General features: G+C 51.2%; 18 protein-coding genes. 3 read left to right on the top strand and 15 right to left on the bottom strand.

All coding sequences use genetic code 11. From position 1 onward, the window contains the following. Positions 1 to 7 precede the first annotated feature (7 nt). The 3 genes from BQ5353_RS11600 to BQ5353_RS11610 all read right to left on the bottom strand — a co-directional run bounded on the left by BQ5353_RS11600 (position 8) and on the right by BQ5353_RS11610 (position 3,237). Positions 8 to 454 (bottom strand): threonine/serine exporter family protein, encoded by a 447-nt coding sequence (locus BQ5353_RS11600; protein ID WP_071428304.1) that lies wholly within the window; start codon positions 452 to 454, stop codon positions 8 to 10. Between the two features lie 13 nt (positions 455 to 467). Further along, on the bottom strand, positions 468 to 1,226 hold the full coding sequence (locus BQ5353_RS11605) for a threonine/serine exporter family protein (protein ID WP_071428305.1): 759 nt from the start codon (positions 1,224 to 1,226) through the stop codon (positions 468 to 470). A gap of 412 nt (positions 1,227 to 1,638) precedes the next feature. Continuing rightward, positions 1,639 to 3,237, bottom strand: coding sequence for an amidohydrolase (locus BQ5353_RS11610; RefSeq protein WP_071428306.1), 1,599 nt, complete (start codon positions 3,235 to 3,237; stop codon positions 1,639 to 1,641). A 578-nt stretch (positions 3,238 to 3,815) separates the two neighbouring features. On the opposite strand from BQ5353_RS11610, the gene BQ5353_RS11615 reads away from it, so the two are divergent. Beyond that, positions 3,816 to 5,123, top strand: a complete 1,308-nt coding sequence (locus tag BQ5353_RS11615; protein WP_071428307.1) for an APC family permease — start codon at positions 3,816 to 3,818, stop codon at positions 5,121 to 5,123. A gap of 93 nt (positions 5,124 to 5,216) precedes the next feature. Here BQ5353_RS11615 and BQ5353_RS11620 read toward each other — a convergent pair whose 3' ends face one another. Further along, positions 5,217 to 5,798 (bottom strand): DUF3783 domain-containing protein, encoded by a 582-nt coding sequence (locus BQ5353_RS11620; protein WP_054332194.1) that lies wholly within the window; start codon positions 5,796 to 5,798, stop codon positions 5,217 to 5,219. Positions 5,799 to 6,108: 310 nt separating this feature from the next. On the opposite strand from BQ5353_RS11620, the gene BQ5353_RS11625 reads away from it, so the two are divergent. Beyond that, positions 6,109 to 7,350: a M20/M25/M40 family metallo-hydrolase gene (locus BQ5353_RS11625; RefSeq protein WP_054332195.1), complete on the top strand. Its 1,242-nt coding sequence runs from the start codon at positions 6,109 to 6,111 to the stop codon at positions 7,348 to 7,350. 267 nt (positions 7,351 to 7,617) lie between these two features. Here the strand turns inward: BQ5353_RS11625 and BQ5353_RS11630 are convergent, their stop codons facing one another. The 7 genes from BQ5353_RS11630 to BQ5353_RS11660 form a co-directional block, all read right to left on the bottom strand. After that, positions 7,618 to 9,294 carry a recombinase family protein gene (locus BQ5353_RS11630; protein ID WP_071428473.1) on the bottom strand — a complete coding sequence of 559 codons (1,677 nt, stop codon included), beginning with the start codon at positions 9,292 to 9,294 and terminating at the stop codon, positions 7,618 to 7,620. A 20-nt stretch (positions 9,295 to 9,314) separates the two neighbouring features. Next, positions 9,315 to 10,319 (bottom strand): virulence RhuM family protein, encoded by a 1,005-nt coding sequence (locus BQ5353_RS11635; protein ID WP_071428308.1) that lies wholly within the window; start codon positions 10,317 to 10,319, stop codon positions 9,315 to 9,317. Between the two features lie 83 nt (positions 10,320 to 10,402). Then, complete coding sequence (locus BQ5353_RS12935) at positions 10,403 to 10,579, bottom strand: hypothetical protein (RefSeq protein ID WP_154667594.1); 177 nt, start codon at positions 10,577 to 10,579, stop codon at positions 10,403 to 10,405. Next, positions 10,569 to 11,549 carry a MobV family relaxase gene (mobV, locus tag BQ5353_RS11640; protein WP_071428309.1) on the bottom strand — a complete coding sequence of 327 codons (981 nt, stop codon included), beginning with the start codon at positions 11,547 to 11,549 and terminating at the stop codon, positions 10,569 to 10,571. Before mobV ends, BQ5353_RS12935 begins: the two co-directional genes overlap by 11 nt. Then, positions 11,550 to 11,765 (bottom strand): phosphoribosylglycinamide formyltransferase, encoded by a 216-nt coding sequence (locus tag BQ5353_RS11645; protein ID WP_071428310.1) that lies wholly within the window; start codon positions 11,763 to 11,765, stop codon positions 11,550 to 11,552. A 397-nt stretch (positions 11,766 to 12,162) separates the two neighbouring features. After that, on the bottom strand, positions 12,163 to 13,536 hold the full coding sequence (locus tag BQ5353_RS11655) for a DNA primase family protein (RefSeq protein ID WP_071428311.1): 1,374 nt from the start codon (positions 13,534 to 13,536) through the stop codon (positions 12,163 to 12,165). Then, positions 13,508 to 14,128: a CHC2 zinc finger domain-containing protein gene (locus BQ5353_RS11660; RefSeq protein ID WP_071428312.1), complete on the bottom strand. Its 621-nt coding sequence runs from the start codon at positions 14,126 to 14,128 to the stop codon at positions 13,508 to 13,510. Before BQ5353_RS11660 ends, BQ5353_RS11655 begins: the two co-directional genes overlap by 29 nt. Before the next feature lie 316 nt (positions 14,129 to 14,444). On the opposite strand from BQ5353_RS11660, the gene BQ5353_RS11665 reads away from it, so the two are divergent. Further along, positions 14,445 to 15,287 (top strand): helix-turn-helix domain-containing protein, encoded by an 843-nt coding sequence (locus tag BQ5353_RS11665; RefSeq protein ID WP_071428313.1) that lies wholly within the window; start codon positions 14,445 to 14,447, stop codon positions 15,285 to 15,287. Positions 15,288 to 15,805: 518 nt separating this feature from the next. Here BQ5353_RS11665 and BQ5353_RS11670 read toward each other — a convergent pair. From BQ5353_RS11670 to BQ5353_RS11685, 4 genes are all read right to left on the bottom strand, one after another. Then, positions 15,806 to 19,183 carry a DEAD/DEAH box helicase family protein gene (locus tag BQ5353_RS11670; protein WP_071428314.1) on the bottom strand — a complete coding sequence of 1,126 codons (3,378 nt, stop codon included), beginning with the start codon at positions 19,181 to 19,183 and terminating at the stop codon, positions 15,806 to 15,808. A gap of 4 nt (positions 19,184 to 19,187) precedes the next feature. After that, the gene (locus BQ5353_RS11675; protein ID WP_071428315.1) at positions 19,188 to 20,174 is read right to left on the bottom strand and encodes a DUF4238 domain-containing protein; all 987 of its coding nucleotides are present in this window, start codon (positions 20,172 to 20,174) and stop codon (positions 19,188 to 19,190) included. A gap of 98 nt (positions 20,175 to 20,272) precedes the next feature. Beyond that, positions 20,273 to 20,947 carry a DUF6602 domain-containing protein gene (locus BQ5353_RS11680; RefSeq protein WP_071428316.1) on the bottom strand — a complete coding sequence of 225 codons (675 nt, stop codon included), beginning with the start codon at positions 20,945 to 20,947 and terminating at the stop codon, positions 20,273 to 20,275. A gap of 18 nt (positions 20,948 to 20,965) precedes the next feature. Further along, positions 20,966 to 21,733, bottom strand: coding sequence for a hypothetical protein (locus tag BQ5353_RS11685; RefSeq protein ID WP_071428317.1), 768 nt, complete (start codon positions 21,731 to 21,733; stop codon positions 20,966 to 20,968).

A 21,733-nucleotide genomic window follows, 5' to 3' on the forward strand; every position in this document is an offset into this window, starting at 1 on the left:
CGCCGGGTTAAGCTGTTTTCTGCCGGGAGAGGCGGATGGTGCGGAAAAGCCGCACGCTGGAGGAGACAAACAGCACCCCCATGGCCAGGGAGCCGGCGATGCCGAAGGTGTGCATCCCGGTGCTGATGAACTGGTCCACCTGGCCGGAGATGCAGTATTCCATGGTGTAGTAGATGCCGTTCCCTGGCACCAGCGGCAGGATGGAGAGGATGAGGAATCCGGTAACTGGCGCTTTAAATACCCGGGCCATGCACTCCGAATAGGCGGAGATGACGCAGGAGGCGATGAAGAACTGCAACAGGTCGCTGTTGAGGCCGGAGGCCAGCAGGTAGACAAGCCATCCTAAGGAACCTCCCAGGGAGGCGACCACCATGTGTTTGGGGGAGCGGATGTCAAAGACAATGCAGAAGCCCATACAGGCCATAAAGATGTACAAACAGGAAAGATAACGCATCGGTGGGCCCCCTTTACAATAAAATCTGGGAGAGGGTGATGGCCATGCCCGCTCCCAAAGCGATGGCGGTGGCCACCAACAGCGCCTCGGTCAGCTTGATCAGCCCGGCGATCAGATCCCCGGCGATGATGTCCCGCATCACGTTGGTGATGGCAATGCCGGGCACCAGGTTCATCAAGGTGCCGATGATCATCTTGTCCGAGTTGTGGGCAAGGCCGATCCGAACAAAAAAGAGGGCGATTACTGCCGCCGTCCCGCTGGCGATGATGTTGGTAAAAAAGCTGTTGGCTTCAAATCGGGACATGTTGTGGAGCACCAGCTTCACCCCGATGCCGCAGAAGATGGCGAAGCAGGCGTCGGTCAGATCCCCGCCGAAAAACAGGGTGAAGGAGAAAGAGATGAGGGCAAAGGCAAACAGCTGCTGCCAAAAGGTGTAGCCGGTGCACTGGTCGATGCGGCGGATTTCCCGGTGGACCTCCTGGAACTCCGGCCGTTCCCGGCAGATGCGGCGGCACAGGGCGTTGAACTGGACTACCTTTTCCAGATCCATCCCCAGGCCGCGGATCCGCCGGATCTTGGTCAGGGAGTGGCCGTCTTCATCGCAGACGGTGACAATGATGCAGCTGGGGATGACAAATACCTCGGCGGTGAAGATGCCGTAGGCTTCAAAGATGCGCTGGATGGATTCCTCCACCCGGTAGATCTCGCCGCCGCTTTCCAGAAGGCGGTACCCGATCTCGGTGGAGATGTTGAGCAGCTCGTCGTAGTTCATGGTTCTCTCCCATACAAAAAGAATTGGCGCCGCAATGGTTCGGCGCCAGAGAAAGGGGAAGGCCCTGCCATTGCCACAAACAAGGATTATAACAATGGAATGAGGGCTCCTTCCCCAATGGTTGTTGTGCTACAATAATCGCTTTGCGGTTGTTGTAGCCTGGGGTGGGCAGGGACTGGAAAAATTTCGGTACGGCTTTGCCGCAGGAGGGCGCACCGCCCGAAAGAAATTTCTTCCCCAATAATCGCTTTGCGATTATTGTAGCACAGCCTCCCCCTGCAAAACAATGGATATTCTGTAGGATTGCTTTCCCCTGTGGCGAAAAGAATCGGCAAAAGAGCACAAAGCACAGAAAAAATCCGCTGGGGTGAAAGTCCCAGCGGATTTTTGCCGCCCCGGTGCAGAGGCGGAATTATGCTTTGGTGTAGATGGGTTCGCCCTCCTTGATGGTGGACAGAACTTGGATGGAGCGCAAGTCTTTGGGGTCGATTTCCAAGGGGTTTTGGTCCAGGATGACCAGATCGGCCAGTTTCCCCTCCTTGAGGGAACCCTTTCGGTCCTCTTCAAAGTATTGGTAGGCGGCGTTGCAGGTAATGCCTTTGAGGGCGTCATACACCGAGACTTTTTCCTCCTCGGCCAAGGGAACTCCCGCCCGGGTGACCCGGTTGACGGCGCACCACAAGGTGGTGATCATGTCCGGCAGGAGAACCGGGGTGTCCTGGTGGAAGGTGTACACCACATGGTTGCGGATGGCGCTTCCCGCCGGGCTCACATGGCCGCCCCGCTCCTCGCCGAAGTTTTTCAGGTGGACATCCCCCCAATAATAGGTGTGGGCCACATAGATGGAGGCCACCATCCCCAGTTTGGCCATCTCGGCCAACTGATCGCCCCGGGTCAGCTGGCAGTGGATCATCACCGGCCGGCCGTCGGCGGGCTCTCCCAGCTTTTGTGCTGCCGCCTTGTAGGCGTGGATCATCTGGTCGCTGGCGGCGTCGCCGTTGCAGTGGGCTAGAATCTGCCGGCCCTCCTTCAGGGCAGTTTCCATAAAGCCTTCCACAGTGGCGTCATCGTAGATGGGATACCCTTTATAATCCGCGTCTCCGCCCAGATAGGGTTTGGTCATCCAAGCAGTGCGCCCTTGGGGGGAGCCGTCCAAAAAGATTTTATACCCGCCGATTTTCAGGTGGTTATGGTACTGCTCGATGTAAGAGGGATTTTCTTCCATTACCTCTTTGGCGTTTTTCAAATCCACATAGGCGATGGTGTCCAGCTTAAGCCGCCCTTGCTGGGCCAGGGATTCCAATAGCTTCCATTCGGCGGCACGGGTGGCGCCGTCCTGGGCGGTGGTGATGCCGAAACTGGCATAGATGTTCTGGGCTTCCTCCATCTGGTCCATCAGCTGTTCCAGGGAAGGGCGGGGCATGCGGCTGGAGGCCAAGACGATAAAGGCATTCTCCTCCAGATAGCCGCTCGGCTCTTTGGAACCCTCCACCCGGCCGATCATCCCGCCGGAAGGGTTTTCGGTAGAGGCGTCGATGCCCAGCTCCTGGAGTCCCAGGCTGTTGGCAACCCCCATGTGGCCGGAGCGGTGGGCGATGAGCACCGGGTTTTGTGGGGCGGCTTTGTCCAGGGAGAATTTATCGGGGTGGCGGCCTTCCTCCAGGGTGTTGTGGTCATACCCCCGGCCGATGATCCACTGGCCGGGCTGGATATTCCGCTCTTTGCGGTAGGCGTCGATCCGCTGGGCAATTTCATCAAAGCTGCCCACATCATCCAAATCCACTAAGCCAAGGGTATTGGCGAAAGAGGTGATGTGGCTGTGTGGGTCGATGAAGGCGGGGAGGAGGGTGTGTCCCTTCAGGTCGTAAAGCTGCGCATCGGGGCAGAGGGCCAAAAGCTCCTCTTTTTCGCCAAGTTTGCGGATTTTGCCGCCCTCAACCAGCAGGGCGGATGGGGTGCTGTCCGGCTCCATGGTGATGATGGGGCCGCCGAAATAAATGGTTTTGTTCATGGGGTCCTCCTTACAATCCATATAAAAACTGAATATATCCAGTTTGGTACAAAGTCAGTATGGTCATCCTACCGCGAAATTATGGCACCGGTGTGGACATGGCTGGGAAAATTTGTGAATATACTAGGGGGAGACATCCATTCCCTTGGCTCCCTAGGGCCTGTAGCCCCGCGAGGGCATCCGCGCCAGCGGAAAAATCCTTCGCTTGAGGTGTGGAAACCGCTAAGAAGGATTTTCCGAGCGTACCCATTGTGGCACACAAAAATAGGGGGATCGGGGTCTCCCCGGCGGGTTTTGCCTCCTTTTATCCGCATAAAAGGAAGTGCCGGGGGTGTGAGGGGCTGGCAGGAGGGCCCCTCATCCCTGCGGGGTGCAGGGGCGCTAGGCGCCCTGCATATCCACTGCTTGTGATTAGTATAGCACAGAAATAGAGGAGATGTGGAAAATTTTTGTGAAATTGAGCGGGTGTTTTGGCGCGATACACACAAAAGGGAAGCGGCCGGCAGAATTTGGCAGTTTGCCAGCGAAAAAACCGCGAATACTGTTAGGGTGATTCCAGCAAAATTGGGAGGCGCAGTATGAACAGCAATACCCCAGAAAAAAGTTTAACCTTTTTGGAGGCGTTGTCCCTGGTTGTGGGGATGATCGTCGGGTCCGGTATCTTTTTGAAGAGCGGCGTGGTGCTGGCCGAAGCTGGCTCCATCCCCATGAGCATCGCCGCCTGGATCACCGGCGGTGTGATCACCCTGGCTTCCGCCCTTACAGTGGCGGAGATCGCCGCAGCCATCCCCAAAACTGGCGGCCTCTATATCTATTTGGAGGAGCTGTACGGCGAGCCGGTGGGATTCCTCCTGGGCTGGGTGCAGACGATGATCTCCTATCCCGCCTCCATCGCTGCCCAGGCTATTGCCTTTGCCACCTATTTTACTATTTTTGTCCCTATGACCGCCGTCCAAAGGCAGATTTTAGCGGTGGGGGTCCTGTTGTTTCTGCTTGCGATGAACATCATCTCCACCCAGTTCGGCGGCCGGATCCAGCTGGCGGCCACGGTGGGGAAACTGCTGCCCATCGCGTTGATTGTGGCCTTTGGCTTAGTGCTGGGCTGGGGAGGGACATCTTCCATCCAGCAGCCCCTTCCGGCAGGGACGGGGTTTGGCGCTGCGGTGCTCAGCACCCTCTGGGCTTATGATGGGTGGATCAGCGTCACCAATGTGGCTGGGGAGTTGAAAAACCCGGCTAAGGATCTGCCGCGGGCCATCGGTACAGGGGTGTTTTTTGTCATCGCCACCTATCTGCTGTTTAATCTGGCCATCTTCCGGGTGCTGCCTATGGCGGATATTGTGGCATCCTCTACCCCTGCCGCCGACGCCGCAGTGCGGATTTTTGGCAGGATCGGCTCCACCATTGTGGCCTTAGGGATCATGGTGTCGGTGTTTGGTTCCATCAACGGCCTGCTGATGACCGGTTCCCGGGTGCCGTACTCCATGGGTTCCCAGGGGCTGTTCCCTTTCGGCAGGCTGTGGGGCTGGGTGAGCCCCCGGTTTGATACCCCTTTCTTTTCCCTGCTGCTCATGGGGGCAGTGGCCCTCTTTTACCTCTTTTCCGGCACCTTTGACACCTTGACCAACTTATTGGTCTTTGTGTTGTGGATCTTCTTCACCATGGGGGTGGCGGCCATCTTCCGGCTGCGCCGTGTCCACAAGCCCAGACCCGGTGGTTACCGGGTGCCCTTCTACCCCTTGACCCCCATTGTGGGCCTTTTGGGCGGCGTCTACATTTTGGGGAGCACCATCTGGAACCAGCCCCTTCAATCCCTGGCGGGGCTGGGCATCACCTTGGCGGGGCTGCCGGTTTACTACCTGACCCGCTGGAAATCCGCCCGATAAAGAAAAAGCGCCCGCTGTATAGGCGGGCGTTTCTTTACCCCTTAGGGGATTGGGAGCCACTCGGGGGAGGCTGTGGGGGGAAGGACAATTTCATCAGCGCAGGGCGCTGCGGGCGGCGAGCAGGTTTTCCAAAGCCGCAGTCAGGCTTTCGGAGGTGGGCTCCTCGGCGGATAGGGCGCCTTTGGCGGCGAAAATTGCCTGGTTGAGGGAGTTCCACAACACTGGATCCTGATTTTCCTCCGGCAGGGATTCCGCTTCCCGGATCAGTGGCACCAACCGGGAGTAAACCTCCATCACCTCGTGTTCCCGGCGCAGCTCCACCAATAACTGGAGGATGGGCCAACCTTGGTTGGATTCGGTGAGGACGGCTTTCAGGTCGATTTTGGGCACCCCCGCCTTGCGCAGCTGTTCCAAGAGGGCATTGACCTGAGGGGAGGTGAAGTGGCACATCCCCAGGAATTCACAGTCCGGGGCCTGTCCTTCATAGGGTGGGATCGCCGGGTCGGGGGAAGCGGCCAGCGCTCCAAAGGTCTGGTTCAGCTGGCTGGGGGAAATCTCCCGGTAGGGGAGTCCGGCGGCGTCCAACGTCCGGCGGAGCAGCTGCCCCTTGGGGGTGGAACCGCCCAAGCGGTACAGGAGCACCAGCGGGCTCTTAGCGGGAATTCTGGCTTTCATAATTGGGTTGACCCTCCCATCGCCCCAGGGGGGAGCCCCCCTAAAAAAGGCGAAATTTTTGATAGGCAGTTTTTGCCAACAGGACTATTGTACTACAGAAAGGGGGAGATCACAACCGGGAAACCGTCGAGTCCGGGAATTTTCATCGATCGATCCGGCGGGGAAAAACAGAAGAGAATATAGATGAAATTCATAGATTGTTTCCATGTATCAGGAAAAATCTACTTGATTTTGCACAACAAAAGGCGCATAATAAAACCATAGATTTTGGCAAGCAATTCATTGACATACAACAAGGAGGTATTTTGCTATGGATTATGTAGTTTCCCCCAAGGTGAAAGAAATCGTCGACAAAATGGTTTCTCTGGACGCGGTGAAAAAGGGGTTGGAGTTCATTAAAGAGGACAACGACCAGACCGTGCAGAACCAGCTTGACCTGGCAATGATCCCCTCTCCCACCTTCCATGAGCAGGAGAAAGCCAAAGCCTTTATGAAATATTTTGAGGATTTGGGCCTTTCCGATGTACATATGGACCGGTTTGGCAACGTAGTCGGCACCCGCAAGGGCAAGGGCAAAGGCCCCACCGTCCTGATGGAAGGCCATATGGACACCGTGTTCCCCATGGATACCAAGCTGGAGCCCAAGATTGAAAACGGCGTCATCCATCTGCCCGGCATCGGCGACGACACCCGCGGCATGGTGGTCTGTCTGACCGTTGCCCGGGCTTTGGACGCTGCGGGCATTGAAACCGACGGCGACATTGTCTTTGTGGGCACTGTGGAAGAAGAGGGCATGGGCTCTTTGGGCGGCATGAAGAAATTCCTGTCGGAGAATAAGATCGATGCAAGCATCAGCGTAGACGGCCCCAGCCCCATCGGCATCACCTATGAGGCCACCGGTTTCAAGACCTATGAGGCCACCTTCTACGGCATCGGCGGCCATGCCTACGGCGCTTTCGGCAAGGTTGCCAATCCGCTGCACGCCGCAGCCAGAGCGGTCGCTAAGATCGCGGATTTCCAGGTCCCTGAGGACCCGAGAACCACCTTCTGCGTGTCCAACTTCCACGCGGGCAGCGACGCCAGCATCCATGCCATCGTGCCCAGTGCCACCATCAAATTCAACTTCCGCTCCAACTCCGCTGAGGAACTGGAGAAACTGAACACCCGCATTATGAACGCCCTCCAGGAGGCCGCCGACGAGGAGACCGCCAGATGGGGCAAAGACACCATCACCTGGGATTACAAACAGTACTGCGACGTTCCCGCCGCTTCCCAGGACCCCCACACCCCCATCGTAGAGGCGCTGTACACCATCATCAAACACCTTGGCTATGAGCCCAAGTTTGAACAGGGCGGCTCCACCAACTGCAACATGGCCTTGGATGCCGGTATCCCCGCCGTTTGCCTTGGCTCCGGCGGCCCCAGCACCGATGCCCATATGCTCTCTGAGTTCTTTGTCATCGATAAAGCTTATGAGGGTGCCCAGCAGGCATTCCTGCTGGCTTTGGCCCTGGCTGGCGTCAGCGGCAGTTCCCCCAGCGTCATGGAATAAATCCCTAGTTATAAAAAAACTCCCCCAGGTTTTATAAAGCCCGGGGGAGTTTTTGGTGTAGGATTCGGGCGCCGCTGCACCCGCTTTTGAAGCAATTCGGATATCCGCCGGCTTTCTGTGCTCAGCGGGGGAGGGGCTGTTCAGTAGGCGGGCAACTTATTTTCTGGCCCGGTCTGTGGAAGGCTTGCCGGCCCGATATTTGGCGTATCGCGCCTTCTGTCCCCTCCATTCTATAAAGAACGCCGCCCGTACTTTTTTAGAGCCGACTTATTCCCTGGAAAGCAAGACAACCGTCTCGATATGTGCATCGTTGTCCAAACTCAAGCTCATATCTTCCGCAATGATTGGGAGCTTGAATTTGATGGACTTGAGCCACTGACCGTTGGGCTGCCGTTCCTCATAAATCTGGACTTCGGAAAGCAGCGATTCCATAAGCTGCCGCTTTTCCTGATCGTCCATGACGGAATAGAGCTTATCAAAGTAAATCAGCACCTTGTAGATGTTGTCGCCCGTCAGCTTTTCCGCCTCAATCGCCATCTTCTTGGCTCTGGCAGCAACGAGCTGGTTTTCTGTATCCTCGATCTTATCATACATCTTGTAGAGCCGGTCATCAAGGTCTGCTTTGCGTTTGATGTAGTGCTTATCGTCCGGGTCGAGAGAATCAATTTCATCCATCAGCCGTACCTTTACGGAATAGCTCTGGCGAAGCTGCTTTTCATGCGCCGCAATCTCCTGCTCAATGGCCGAGGTATCCACCTTCATGTTGATCTTTTCCTGCATCATGGCGGCGAACTTCGGATTGCTTACCAGCTTTACGATAACCTCCGCAACGGCGCTGTCCAGCAATTCTTCATGGATCTGTTTCTTGAAATCGCATTTATGACCGCGCGTCATCGTACGGTGCTTACAGCCATAGTAATAAAAATCCTTGTATTTTGAGCCGTCCGCCTTGTGTTTGATGCTTTTGTTTCCGTACATTCCCACACCGCAGACCGGACATTTCACAATACCGGACAGCAGATGAATTTTGGTGTCCTTGCCCCTGTTGACGTGTTCGTATTTCTCCGCTTGTGCCAGCAGCTTGACCTGCGCCTCGTGCCATAGTTCTTCGGAAACGATTCCCTCATGCAGGCCATCCACCAGCAGATAATCATCCTGTTCCACCAGCCGGTAATCATTTCGGGTGCCATGCACCTTCTCCGTCCGGCGTCTGCCATAGGCGATTTTCCCGCAGTATACCGGATTTTTCAGAATCCTGCGGATCAGCGCTGCATCGAATAAGGGATTTTTCCCGTTTTGCCTTTGAATTTTGTGAATCCCGTGGGTTGCAAGGTATTTTGCAAGACCATTTGCGCCGGTATCCGTATGCACATACTGGTCAAAAATCACGCGGATTGCCGCTGCTTCTTCCTCATTGATGAAAAGTTGTCCCTTTTCCAGCTTGTAGCCATATGGCGCAAAGCCGCCATTCCATTTACCCTCACGGGCTTTCTGGATTCTGCCCTCCATTGTCTGCACACGGATATTTTCACGCTCAATTTCAGCCACAGCAGAGAGAACGGAGATCATCAGCTTCCCGGCGTCCTTGGAGGAATCGATCCCATCCTCCACACAAATCAGATTGACACCGAAATCCTGCATGACCTGTAAGGTAGACAAGACATCTGCCGCATTTCTGCCGAAGCGCGAAAGCTTGAACACCAGTACATAGGACACGCCGTCTTTACCGGACTTGATATCCTCCATCATGCGGTTAAACTCCACGCGCCCTTCAATTGACTTGCCGGATTTACCGGCATCCTCGTATTCGCCCACAATCTCATAGTCATTGAACTCGGCATAGGCTTTCATTCTGGATTTCTGTGCATCCAGAGAGTATCCGTCAATCTGCATGGCAGTGGACACGCGCGTATAGATATAGACTTTTACCTTTTCTTTTTTCATCATATCTTCTCCGCCTCAGCCTACTTTTTATCTGTTTTCTGCTCCAACAGCTTGATGGAATCCAGATAATCGCGCTCAACTTCGCTGAGGGTACGGGCCTTGTATTTTCTGTACTCACCGGTTGCCTTGTCAATAGCCTGCTTATGGCTGACACTTCCGTTGCCAATCAGCAGTTGCTCTCCACTCATGGTCAGAATCCGATCAAGGTGCTCCGACCAGTCCTGCATGGTCATTGCCTGCTCCCGCTCCGCCTGCCGTTCCGCAAAATCCAGATAGCCGGACACAAGCTGCCCCATAGCACGAAGCTCTTTCTCGTTCAGATAGTTCTTGGCAACTACCGCCTCTTTCAGCGTGGGCTGACTGCCCGCAAAGGTAGTCAAGCCCATAAATTCTTTCTCCGCATCGGCGCGTGTGTAGATGACCTCCGCCGCTGTTTGCCCATGAATGGCATAATGAATTTTATTTTGGACTTTCTTGAAAAACTGAATGGAGATTTCCGCCTTGGGGTCATAGTCAATACTGGTTGCGTAGATTTCAAGCACCTGACGGTAAAATACCTTTTCGGAAGCGCGGATATCGCGGATACGCTCCAGCAGCTCCTTGAAGTATCCGCCGCCACCCAGATTTTTCAGACGCTCATCATCCAGAGCAAAGCCTTTTCGCATATACTCCTTCAAAATTCCTGTTGCCCAAATACGAAACTGCACGCCGTGCTGAGATTTCACACGGTAGCCGACAGAAATGATAACATCGAGATTATAGTAATCCACCTGATAAGCCTTACCGTCAGCGGCAGTTGTTGCAAAATTTGCAACAACTGCTTCTCGCTTCAATTCGCCCTCAGTGAAAATGTTCTTGATATGTCTGGAAATGGTAGACTTGTCTCTCTGAAACAACTCTGCCATCTGGTCAATGGACAGCCAAACGGTATCTCCATCGAAGGTCGTTTCGATCTTTGTCAAGCCATCCTCTGTGGTATAAATCATCATTTCAGAATTGTTCTGCTCATTCTCCCAGCGTTCCATTGTCACTTCACCTCGTTTTCTGCCATTGCAGGAGCTTTTGCTCCTGCAATGGCGGTTTGGACACTTATTTCATGACGATTATATCATGCCGCTTTCACGGGTTCAATATCGTTTTCGTGAATATTCTTATCAGCATCATCTTTTTCAGACACGGCTTCCTCTATAACGAGATTGGGCAGCGCGTCAAGATTCAGAACCACGGCATACTTTTCAATCAAATTTGCCAGCAAAGCGGCGAAACCGCTCCATTCATCTACCATAGGCAGTCTCCCTCTCTTTCTCCGTTCTGTGCGTATATGCCGCCAGCACTTCCTTCGGAATACGATCCAGCACGGCGACGGCATCCTCATAATCCCGATGCAGCTTGGCGTCAGCCAGCTTTTTCAAGGTGCTTTCCTGTGTAGCTTTGTCCAGCGACTGCTTCAACTGCTCCGTTTTCTTTTTCAGCTTTTTATTTTCGGCAGTTGTGACCGTGAACGCCGTATTGTACTTTTTCAGTGTCGTGTGCATCTGCTCCACAGCAGGAATATACTTGTCCAAAAAAGCGCCGATTTCTGCTGCTTTTCCTTTGGCATTGAACGCATTGACGCCTGAAAGCAATTCTTCCAGCTTGGTCTTCTGCTTGGTCAGGCGAGTCATTTCCTTGAATACCCGCGGTGGGATATGGTCGCGTCCGGTTTCGCTGGCGCTCTCGCCTCGCTCCAAATCCGGGTATTTTTTGACCATATGCTCCCAAAATCTGTCCTGCCATTGCGTTAGCTTCTTCTTGTTGCCTACGATTTCTTTGGCACAGAGCCGCCCATCCGCTGTCAGCGGGACAAAAGAAAGGTGCATATGGGGCGTTTTCTCGTCCATATGCACCACAGCAGATATAATGGTTTTCGGGTCTTGGTGTTCCCGGATAAAGTTCAGCGCCTCCTGAAAATAGGTTTTGATTTCAGCTTTTTTCTTGCCCTTGAAGAACTCCGGCGTTGCAGTCACAAGAGCCTCCACCAGCCGCACGCTGTCCGAACGGGTGCGGCAACCGGCATCCTTGATCTGCCGTTCTGCCTCTGCACGATATTTGCGCTCCGGTTCGAGCAGGTGGAAATTCAGGTGGCTGCGGCTCTTGTCAATATCCGGATTACTGGCGTATTCCTCTTTTGTGCGCTCATTATGCGCCTCAATGTTGGAAATCTCCGGTCCTTTGTACTTTGCAAAGCGGAGAATCGCAAACTGCGGCTTACTCATTTATTTTTCCCTCCGTTTCTGCCAGATCAGTTCATAACCCAGCGCGTCGGCAAGCTCGACGACCTCTTTATAGCGGATGCTCTCCCGCTGCAACTTGGCGGACAAATTGGAAACGCTGTCCGACCAGCCATATTCATCATGTAACAGGTCAACAACTTCCTGCATGGTAAAACCGGCGCGAATGATCTGCGCCTTGATTTCATTGCGTACACTCATATTCAAATCCCCTCCAAAACTCAGATAATAAAAAAGCGAAGCCGGTTCGTTCTCCGGCGCATCCACTTCGCTGTATCGCGAAAAAATCTGTTGCTGTCAAATCCGCTCAGAATTGCCGTTATGAAGTCCTGTTCACAGGTGACACCTATCGACTTTTCTGCTCCGTGTGGCTTTGCTCTAAACCGTGTGATTTCCCATATTTCCGCGCATCTGCTTTGCTGTTCCGAGAAGCACGATTCCGTGAAACCACTTCTGCCATCAGTCAAATAATTTGCGAATTTCACATGGCTTGATTTCTCACCCCAAAATATAGCAGTAAACCCAGCAGTTTTTTCATATGGCGGTGTTTGATGCGAAACGCTGCGTACATACGTACACGGCACGACGTCGAGAAAATTCATCGCCATTCCTCCGGTACGTACGTACGCTCTGAGACATCAGAAAACCCGTTTATATTGGGTTTTGCAATCGCCTCAATACCGAAAAAGCCCCATACGCGCCGTCCGGCAGCGTTGGTGATCTTGTTGCAGTATTCCAGATTGTACTTGTTCTGGTTCGCAATCACACTCTCACTGAAGCTGCGGCGCTTTAGCGGCGTCAGATTGTTTTCCTCACACCACATCCGATAAATTTCGTACAATTCCTTGGAGCTGATGGTGCAGTCTGCTTTCAGCCGGATATAGCCCTCTGATTCGAGAAAATCAAAGACGTTGTTGTTATCCCGCCTGACTGCCTCCCGATTATCCCGTGTACGCTGACTTTCTGTGAACTTGAAGTTGTTGGCAACAAGCCGCTGCAAGCCCTCAAACGCCCATAGAAAGATACCCTCGACCTCTGCTTTCATCTTTTCGGCAAGGTCAGGATCATCTACCCGTCCCGCAGGCTTTTCCCTGGTGGTCAGCACAAGCTGACGGCGGTAAAATCCGTCGCTTCGGTCATAGAGTGCTTGCAGATCACCGTTGGAGAACGCCAGCAGCCGGGCAAACATCCACCCCTGGTAGCTCTGCTTGCCTTTGCGTTCCAGATCCATCTTGCCTTGGGCGGTCACGATGGACTTGACGTAGTTGGTCTGCCGCAGCGCCTCCATCCGCATATCATCATCGACGCACAGCAGGATGTGTTCCAGATCCGCGCGGGCAAACCGGTTTTCAGAAATTTTACCGATGCTGCCGTCCTTCATGTTGCTGCCGAGAAGCGCACCCAGCACTGCGCCGATCTGCGATTTCCCTTCGCCGCCGTTTCCCTTAATCACCATCATGCGCTGTCCCTTGTTGCTGGGGATCAGGCAATAGCCGATGAACTCCTGCAAGGTGGGAATGTCCTCCGCGTAAAGAAGCCCATCCAGAAAGGAAAACCACCGAACGGGAGTCGGTGCGTCAGGGCGGTATGTCACCGGCAGTCTGCTCCGCACGATGTTCGGTCTGCCTTCGGTAAAGCGGCCATCCAGCTTCAAAGTACCGTTTGCCAGATGGATTCTGTCTGCCTCCGGCGCAAAGTCCTCTACATGAGCTGCCAGCTTCATCACTTCCAGAATGTTGGTGATCTTTCGAGGGATATTGTTCACAGCGCAGCATTTCAGTTCCTCATAGATTTCGCCCCGGAGCGGCAGATCGTCGGTCACCCTGCCGTCCGGCGTGAAGAAAGCACCGTTGGCAAAGATGATTTTCCGGCTGTTCAGAAATTCATCACAGAACAGTGCCTCATTGATATTTGTGCCGTCAAACCAGATAGGCGCGTCTAAATTAGCCGATTTCCGTTTCGTCACGGGCATCCACCTCCTTTTCCGTCCGTTTCAGGCGTTCTTCCAGCCGGTCGATCATGCCGTCCTTTTGAAGCATATCCACGGTTTTCACGCGAACCTCCAACTCCGCAAAGGTTAAAATATCTGTCAGATCCTCGATATAATCGAGCATCTGGCAGGCTTCCACAAAGCGGTCATCAAAAGTATCCTCCGGCGTTTTGGGTGCGTGCTGCACCTTCCAATGCTCCAAAAGATGCAGATAACCGCACAATATCCGCTGACAATGCATTTCCGCTCTCTGGGACGCCTTTGCCAGTGGGTATTGCGGCTTCCGCAGCACTGCCGCGGCTGGGGGCTTGTCCGGGTCAATCCCGAAGTCATACACCAGCTTCTTCGCCGCGTCATAGCTGCTCAGGTTGAACAGCTTTGCCACAAGGTCGATCACGTCACCAGTTGCCCCGCAGCCGAAGCAGTAGAGGTAATCCTCGTTCAGCTTCATGCTGGGTGTGCGGTCATTGTGGAATGGACAGCAGACCATGTTGCCACGTTTTACTTCCAATCCATAGTATTCGGCAGCCTCTTTTACGGAAACTGCCATCTTGACTTGTGTAAATAAATCCATACCTGTTTCCTCCTATAAAATAATTGAACTTCGCCGTTCTACCCGATGCCGTTCCTGCCCGAGTCCTTACCCTGGCGTTGTCTCTTCCTTGGTACGCTGAATGCGATACTTCTCTGGAAAGCATATCCTCATCGGACGGTCATGAAATTTTCAAGGTGCTGCGTGGTTTACGTCTAAATTTTAGTAAGAAAACAGGCTCTTTCCCGTATATCCGAGAGGTAGGAAAAGTGGGATGAAAGTAGGATTTTTCCACGCTCTTAGACAAAAGCGAAAAAGCATGATACAACACAGAAAAAGCTGCAAAGGAGGCTGGTGTATGCAGGTTAAGCTGACAATCGGGGAACGTTTGAAGGATTTACGAACAGCACAAAAGCTGACGTTGGAGCAGCTTGCCGCCGAGGTGGGCATCTCAAAATCCGCACTCGGCAAATATGAATCGGATAACGGCAAGGACATCAGCCCATATAGCATTTTGGTGCTGGCTGACTATTACGGTGTTTCCTGCGACTATCTGATGGGGCGGACGGAAACAAAAAATCACCCAAACACAGCTCTGCATGAGCTGCATTTGGGTGATGCTTCGATTGATGTATTGAAAACGGGCAAGTTCAACCACCGGCTGCTGTCGGAGCTGATCTGCCACAAGGATTTCCAGCGGTTCATGCTGGACGCTGAGATTTACGTTGACCGGATCGCGGATATGCGGGTCAACAATATGAATGCCGTGCTGGAAGCTGTCCGGCAGATGGCATTGATGAAAAATGGCGACGAAGAAAATGACCTGCATCTGCGGACATTAGAAGTGGCGCAGATTCGGGAAGATGAATATTTCGGAAGCCTGATTGCGGATGATCTGAAAGGTATCCTTCGTGACATTCGGAGTGAACACCGCCCCGACACCATGACGGCGGATGAAATCTCCCTTGCAGCAACTATGCAGGATCAGTTACAGGATGCAATGAACTTTGAGGGAAGCTCCGAGGAAAAGAAAGCGAAAGCATTGCTTTCCACATTGGGGATTGATTACGATGCCATCACAATGGAACAATTTGTCAACTTGATCGAGGTACTAAAGCTGTCCAAACACCTGAAAACTCCCATCAGCCAGCGTGGGAAAACGACCATGACCCACGGCAAGGGAAAGCGGAAGAAACGCTGAAACAAAGGCAGCGCTGTGGTGGGACGAAGGCTTTTATATACCTCTGCTTCCTTTTCCGGACAGGCGGATTTTGTTTCTCAAAAATCCTGCGTTTGTGCTGTAGCTCACATCACAAAATCCGCCTGTCCTACTGACGCGAAAAAGCGTTTGCCGCCACCCTCTGCCGCACCGCAGAGTACACCGTCAACCCCTTTCCCGCGTCAGACGGAAGCAAAGGTATAACACACTAGACTTTCCGAGGGAAAGTCGTGTGCCAAGGAAGGCACTGCCCTCCTTTGGAAACCTCCCGCCAAGGGGAACGCTGTTCCCCTCTAGACTCCCTTTGCCAACAGGGATGCTACTCGCCCCTATTGGATGACCCAGAGCCAAAGGGGCTTTGCCCCTCTGGACACCTCGCCTGTCCGTGCAGTGGCTATCCATCCTGCTCCTGCACAATGGTGCCCCCATACCCGAACAGAAAAGACCAGGCACGAAAATCCACCCAGAATAAGGGTGAATTTCCGTGCCTGGTTCATTGTTTATGACGCTGTAATTTGAACCGCGTTTTCTCGAACCTGATTGATAGTCTCCATCAAAGCGGTTCTGGTTTTTGCATCAAACAATTTGATAAAACTGATTGGCTTGTCAAACGGTGGCTTAGTCAGCTCTGCGACATTTTCCATATATCCGTTCAACTCAATATGATTGATGATTTTGTTTACAAAAGCAATCTGCTTTTGATTCAGAGATTGGTCATTGATAAAAGCGGAAAACGCCTGCATAGCCGCTTCATGATCTAGCTTAGCAATCTTGCGAATGAGCAAGCCAAAGGGTGTGTCGCCAAACTCTCGGGCATAATCTTCTTTGCTGCCCAATTCGCTAGTTAGCACCCGCTCCAGTTCCTGATAATCGCCCATAGCCAGCGGAATATTATGGGTCAGCTTATATATGGCCAGCGTATTTCCATGCTCGTTCACATAGCGATTGACCTTGGCACGGTAGTCTTCAAAGTCATAGGCAGCTTCCAGCTGGACGCCCTCCTGACTGTCAATAATCGGGTCAGTCAGCTTGGTGACAATCTGCCTCTGTGCTCCGCCACCTTCATCTAAAAATCGAATCAGCTCCCGCAGCTCCTTCCGAACCTGCTCAAACAGCAAAATATCGTTCGCGTCCCAAAATGCATCGGTGTGAATCTCCTGAAGCATGGGCAACTTTGCCTTGATCTGCGGAATGCTGGCCTTACGCTCCAGTAGGGAAGCGGTGTCGCACAGTTGCTTTTTTGCATACCGGAAAGCGGGCATCTGCTCGATGTGTGCCAGAATTAGGCCATACATGAAATTATCAAACCGCTTTGCAAACTCGTCAGCCTCGTCTGAGCGTACCAGAGGTGCAATCTGTGTGAGCAACTCGCCCTTGTCACCTTCGCTTATGGACACGAGGGCTTCCGGCTTTTTATATTTCTCCACATACTGCATCCGCAATTTTACGGCAATCAGGTCTGAGTTGAGCGCCATCACCTGCTTGTGACAGGTGTTGACAATCTCCTTGCGCCATGCCTGATAATCCTCACCGGCAAAGGTGCTTTCCTGCAGCGCCATGGCGATTTTGATTTGTTTGCCGAAGATGTTTTCCGACAGCGTTTTGGTTTCTCTGGTTTCGTAGCCTTCTTTGTGCTGCCGGAAGTATTCGAAGTTGCCGCAGTAGTCAAAAATCAGAAAGCGCCGCTTGTCGGTATAGGTTCCGTCAATCTGGTCCACGCAGGCCAGCCCTTTGCATAGCCGGGTGCCGCGGCCAATCATCTGCCAGAACTTTGCCTTTGACCGAACCTTTTTGAAAAACACCAGATTGACGCATTCCGGCACGTCGATGCCGGTGTCCATCATGTCCACCGATACGGCAATGTGCGGTTCTTTTTCCGGCTGCTTGAAATCATCAATGATGGTCTGGGCATAGGCGTCGTCGCAAATGACCCGCTGGGCGAAGCTGCCCCGGTACTGGGGGTACAGCTTATTGAACCGCTCCAGAATAAACTCCGCGTGGCGTTTGTTCTGGGCAAACAGGATGGTTTTCCCCAGACGGTCGCCGCCCGCCACCTTGATACCCCGGTCCATCAGGTCTTGCAGTACGATGTCCACGGTGGTTTCGTTGAACACAAATTTATTGAGGGCAGCAGAGGGGATAAAGTCTGGCAACTGACCGTCTTCGATGAAATCATCCTCATATCGCTCTTTGTCCTCTTCGGACAAATCATCATAGGAGATGCCTTCTTCCAGAAAACGGGTCTTGACCTCGTAGTTGTAATAGGGAACCAGCACATGGTCCTGTTGCACCGCCGTTTCATAATCATAGGCATAGGTGGGCACGCCGTGTTCCATCTCGAAAAAGTCGTAGGTGTTCCGATCCACATCGGTCTTCGGCGTGGCGGTCAGACCCACCATGAAGGCGTCAAAATATTCAAAGATGGCCCGGTACTTTTTGAAGATGCTCCGGTGGCTTTCGTCAATGATAATCAGGTCGAAGTGCGCCGGAGTAAACAGCTGCCGCCCGTCCTTGGACTTGGTGTCATCAATGGCGTTGAGGATGGTCGGATAGGTGGAGAACACAATGCGGGCGTTCCGGTCGTCCTTGTTGGAGCAGAGGTTGCACAGGGACATATCCGGCAGATAGTTCTTGAAATCGTCCTTTGCCTGCTTCACCAGCGCGGTGCGGTCGGCCAGAAACAGAATGTTGGTCACCCATTTGCCTCGGCTGAGCACATCGGTCAGGCTGGACGCGGTTCTGGTTTTGCCGGTGCCGGTGGCCATCACCAGCAGATGCTTGCGGAACCCCTGCGTAATCTGTTCGCACACCGCCCGGATGGCTTCCTTCTGGTAATACCGGTCAGTGATTTTGTCATCAATGGAAACGCCCATCAAATCCATCCGCTCGGTGCGCCGGTTCATCAGCTTTTGCAGGTCATCCTTGCTGAAAATGCCACTGACCTTCCGTTGCGGGGCGGTCTGGTCATCCCAGAAGTAGGTTTCAAAGCCATTGGTGGTGAACATCATGGGGCGGCGGCCAAATTTCCGTTCCAGACAATCCGCATACAAAACCGCTTGTTTGCGTCCAATGTTTGGGTCCTTGCTGGTGCGCTTGGCTTCCACCACCGCCAGGGGCAGGCCGTCCTTTCCAAACAGCACATAGTCGCAGAAGCCAGGCTGACCTGGCATCCCGGCCATATCCTCCACACGATACTCCTCCTGTACATCAGCATCTGGGCCGGTGAACTTCCAGCCCATCAGTTTGAGGTCCACGTCGATGTAGATTTTGCGGGTCTTGAATTCCGAGAGGTCCTCCGGCTGGAAGGTGCGTTCCTTCTGATGCTGCTCCTTTTCGGCGGTGTATCGGGTGGACATCTGCTCGATTTGCTTGCGCAGCGCCTCGATCTCGGCATCTTTCTGGTCCAGCAGACTTTCCTGTTCCTTGATTTTCCGGGTGTCCACCGCCACCTTTCCGGTGGGGACAAGATTCTCGTCGAAGGTGCGCTCCTGATAGTCCGCGCCATAGCAATAGTCGATCCACTGCACAAACTCAAACAGACCGCGCAGAGAAGCAAGCGCATCACTTGGCTGAACGCTGCGCTCGGTATGTACCGCCAGATTGCCCAACTTGATGATAAAAGGCATCTTGCCCCAAGTGTTGGAGTCCACAGCGAAGCGGAAAGTTGGCTCGTGAATGAGGGATTGCAGATTGTCCTTGTAAGGCATTTTCATGGACTTGTCCGCTACATATACCCATTTTACTGCTAGCTCCAATGCCTTACGGCAGCCTACTGCACACATGGCAGGAGCAGAAACATAAATTTTCTCAGCTTCCATGCAGGCGGGGGCGAAGAGAGCATATTCAGTTTTGGCTTTGAGAAAGGAGAAGTTCGTCATCACATCATCTCCAGTATTTTATTTCTTTTGAACTCATCATGTCCTCATATTGCTTCAACGTGGTTTCCTTATCTGTATGAAGCAGTTGATAAAACTGTTCATCATCTTCTTTTTCATCATCTATTGAAAAATCAATATACGATAATAAGTTTATACGGTTAGAAATTAGCATCCCTTTATTTATCTGCTTGCTGTTCATGCGCTTTACACTGTTGTCATCAATTATGATTATTCTGGGAATGCGCTGAACAGTATCGACAAACGCCAAAAATAATTCTGGCATAATTGGCATACCAATCAAGTCATATTTTATACCATCTTTTTCACCGTAAATATTGACTACCGGCATATCGCTTGTAACAAATACGGAACCTTTAGCTTTAAAAATACACAGTTGCGATTCCTTCATTGTCTCAGCCAAAGCCCGAGGAAACAAGCCAACATCCGGAGCAATGTTTATCTTCAAAAACTCGTTTGCCAGCATGGACAGGTAAACATTTTGCGGTACATCAGGAAAAATGTCCTTTACATGTTTAATATACTGCGGATCGTTTTTGTATTGTGTATCAATAATATAATTTGACAGATGTACAAAAACAGGGTTTCTAAACAGTAGTGATGACATAAATTGCCTTAGTTTATCAATTTCCACCCGCGCCAACTCAAATTCATCTGAATCTCGTAAAGCATTTTTTATCTTTGAGATAATTGTTGCGTATTCGCCTTCCAGTTCGATAAAACTGTTCTCGATCTCATTTGGTGCTGCAAAAACACGAGTTTTGCTATCTGGATCAATTGCAATTTGATCATATAGGTAAGAACGACAGCAAATATTGTCGATTGAAACCATTTTTGCATTTTCATCATTAGCAAAAACAACATAAACTTGTTCTGATTTTTGATTACTCACAGAAAAGTTTTTTAAGTAAGCCTTAGGGACATAATGTTGTTTTCTCGTGATTTGCTTGTCTAAAACCTCTGTATATTCCATGACAATGTTGCTCCCACCAATATTTCCTATATTCAAATCTTCTCAGCATCGCGGTCTCAGCACTAAAACCGATCAAGAAATCATCATTTTATCTAGCCCTAATTCTGCAAGCTTTGTATTAGCCTCGAAAAATTCTGCATTATTGGAAAATGGTTATCTAGTACATAGAACTGCCGATCTTGCCCATCTTTCAAGAAGAATACTTGTTTATCCCGTGCTGAGCTAGTTAGGCTCTCTCTATGTAAGCATACAAAATAGTCTAATGTCTTTTCTTCTGGAAGCCGTTCCTGGATATATCCTTTTGTACTTCTGTCATATTTATAACCGAACTCTTTATACAATCGTTGTTTTCCAATACGAGTTTTAAAAGCAAACATCGCTAATTTTATATGTTTTGTTTCATCATGCAATTGGAAAAATTTATTTTTTTCAATCGTTTCTGTTAAATCATCCAAGGTCGCATTTCCTTTGACTTCTATAACCATTATGCAATCATTTGGTTCAACCAGGAAAATGTCTCCGGCTAGTTGACGTCTATAAAAATTTTTCCTACATACGATGATGTCACATTGTGGGCTTTGATGATTAGCCCAAGCAATAAAGCCGGTAACAAATTCTAGCATTTGAAACCGTTCCTGGAGACATTTTTTGAGAATGTTTTCTCCACATCTACCCATCTCAGCATGATGTTTTAACTTTTCAGCTATAAAATATTTGCAAAACAGAAGTTCCTCCGAATATTCCTCATATATCTTTGTAACATCTTCTTCCATAATAGACCTCTCACTTGCTTAAAACTTTTGTTTAGAAGCCTTTTCGAGCATTTGATAGCCTTCTGTTCCGCTAATTTCAAGCATCGAATATTTCTTTAGCATTTTCTCTAAACTTATACGAATTTGGACAGGGGTATAAGAAGTTAATGCCCCTTGGTTAATGATAGACTTCGTCCAATTTCTTTGCTGATTATAGAGGCTCCAAAAACGATTCATATCAAAATTGGGATTCTGTGCCGCTATTTGTTGCACCATTGCGTTAAGCGTATTTCGATCTGCTTCCGAAACGCCTTGCGGAATCATATTTCCCATAGCAGAAGTGATATTTTGCGCTGTAACTCCGGTACAAGCATTATTAAGATCGGCCACAATAAAATGCGATTCTATATTTGCCAAAACATTTTGTGTTATCTGAAAGGAATTCTTTTGGAAAGCCTTCATGAGCATCTGCTGTTCCTGAATCTCTGACACATACTCATATAGTTGATTCAGTGCTGTATAGCTGGTCGCGTCCATTTTTCGGACAAAGTAATGTTTGTACTTGTTCCAATAATCCGTATCCATCAAGGGTAGTGATTCATAGAACGCCGTTTCGTTTAATTGTCCGTCAACAATGAACGTAGAGATTTCCCTTAATCGCTCCTGGAATTCATCGATTTGAAGGACGATAAGAGAAGCTGCATCAATCTTTTTCTTCCGTTCCTGCAATATGTAAGTTGCAAGGGCAAAGCTACCTACGATAATAAGCAAAATGTTTGCCCAGTTTTCTGAAATGAATTTTACCAT

Origin of the sequence: Merdimmobilis hominis, from assembly GCF_900104615.1 — a bacterium.
GTDB classification, from domain to species: domain Bacteria; phylum Bacillota; class Clostridia; order Oscillospirales; family Ruminococcaceae; genus Merdimmobilis; species Merdimmobilis hominis.

Excerpts from the sequence above, each read along its gene's own strand:
- BQ5353_RS11630 (WP_071428473.1), bottom strand. The coding sequence starts at position 9,294 with ATGAAAAAAGAAAAGGTAAAAGTCTATATCTATACGCGCGTGTCCACT.
- BQ5353_RS11680 (WP_071428316.1), bottom strand. The coding sequence starts at position 20,947 with ATGGAAGAAGATGTTACAAAGATATATGAGGAATATTCGGAGGAACTT.
- BQ5353_RS11645 (WP_071428310.1), bottom strand. The coding sequence starts at position 11,765 with ATGAGTGTACGCAATGAAATCAAGGCGCAGATCATTCGCGCCGGTTTT.
- BQ5353_RS11685 (WP_071428317.1), bottom strand. The coding sequence starts at position 21,733 with ATGGTAAAATTCATTTCAGAAAACTGGGCAAACATTTTGCTTATTATC.
- BQ5353_RS11605 (WP_071428305.1), bottom strand. The coding sequence starts at position 1,226 with ATGAACTACGACGAGCTGCTCAACATCTCCACCGAGATCGGGTACCGC.
- BQ5353_RS11670 (WP_071428314.1), bottom strand. The coding sequence starts at position 19,183 with ATGACGAACTTCTCCTTTCTCAAAGCCAAAACTGAATATGCTCTCTTC.
- mobV (WP_071428309.1), bottom strand. The coding sequence starts at position 11,549 with ATGAGTAAGCCGCAGTTTGCGATTCTCCGCTTTGCAAAGTACAAAGGA.
- BQ5353_RS11660 (WP_071428312.1), bottom strand. The coding sequence starts at position 14,128 with ATGGATTTATTTACACAAGTCAAGATGGCAGTTTCCGTAAAAGAGGCT.
- BQ5353_RS11665 (WP_071428313.1), top strand. The coding sequence starts at position 14,445 with ATGCAGGTTAAGCTGACAATCGGGGAACGTTTGAAGGATTTACGAACA.
- BQ5353_RS11610 (WP_071428306.1), bottom strand. The coding sequence starts at position 3,237 with ATGAACAAAACCATTTATTTCGGCGGCCCCATCATCACCATGGAGCCG.
- BQ5353_RS11625 (WP_054332195.1), top strand. The coding sequence starts at position 6,109 with ATGGATTATGTAGTTTCCCCCAAGGTGAAAGAAATCGTCGACAAAATG.
- BQ5353_RS12935 (WP_154667594.1), bottom strand. The coding sequence starts at position 10,579 with ATGGTAGATGAATGGAGCGGTTTCGCCGCTTTGCTGGCAAATTTGATT.
- BQ5353_RS11655 (WP_071428311.1), bottom strand. The coding sequence starts at position 13,536 with ATGCCCGTGACGAAACGGAAATCGGCTAATTTAGACGCGCCTATCTGG.
- BQ5353_RS11675 (WP_071428315.1), bottom strand. The coding sequence starts at position 20,174 with ATGGAATATACAGAGGTTTTAGACAAGCAAATCACGAGAAAACAACAT.
- BQ5353_RS11620 (WP_054332194.1), bottom strand. The coding sequence starts at position 5,798 with ATGAAAGCCAGAATTCCCGCTAAGAGCCCGCTGGTGCTCCTGTACCGC.
- BQ5353_RS11600 (WP_071428304.1), bottom strand. The coding sequence starts at position 454 with ATGCGTTATCTTTCCTGTTTGTACATCTTTATGGCCTGTATGGGCTTC.
- BQ5353_RS11615 (WP_071428307.1), top strand. The coding sequence starts at position 3,816 with ATGAACAGCAATACCCCAGAAAAAAGTTTAACCTTTTTGGAGGCGTTG.
- BQ5353_RS11635 (WP_071428308.1), bottom strand. The coding sequence starts at position 10,319 with ATGGAACGCTGGGAGAATGAGCAGAACAATTCTGAAATGATGATTTAT.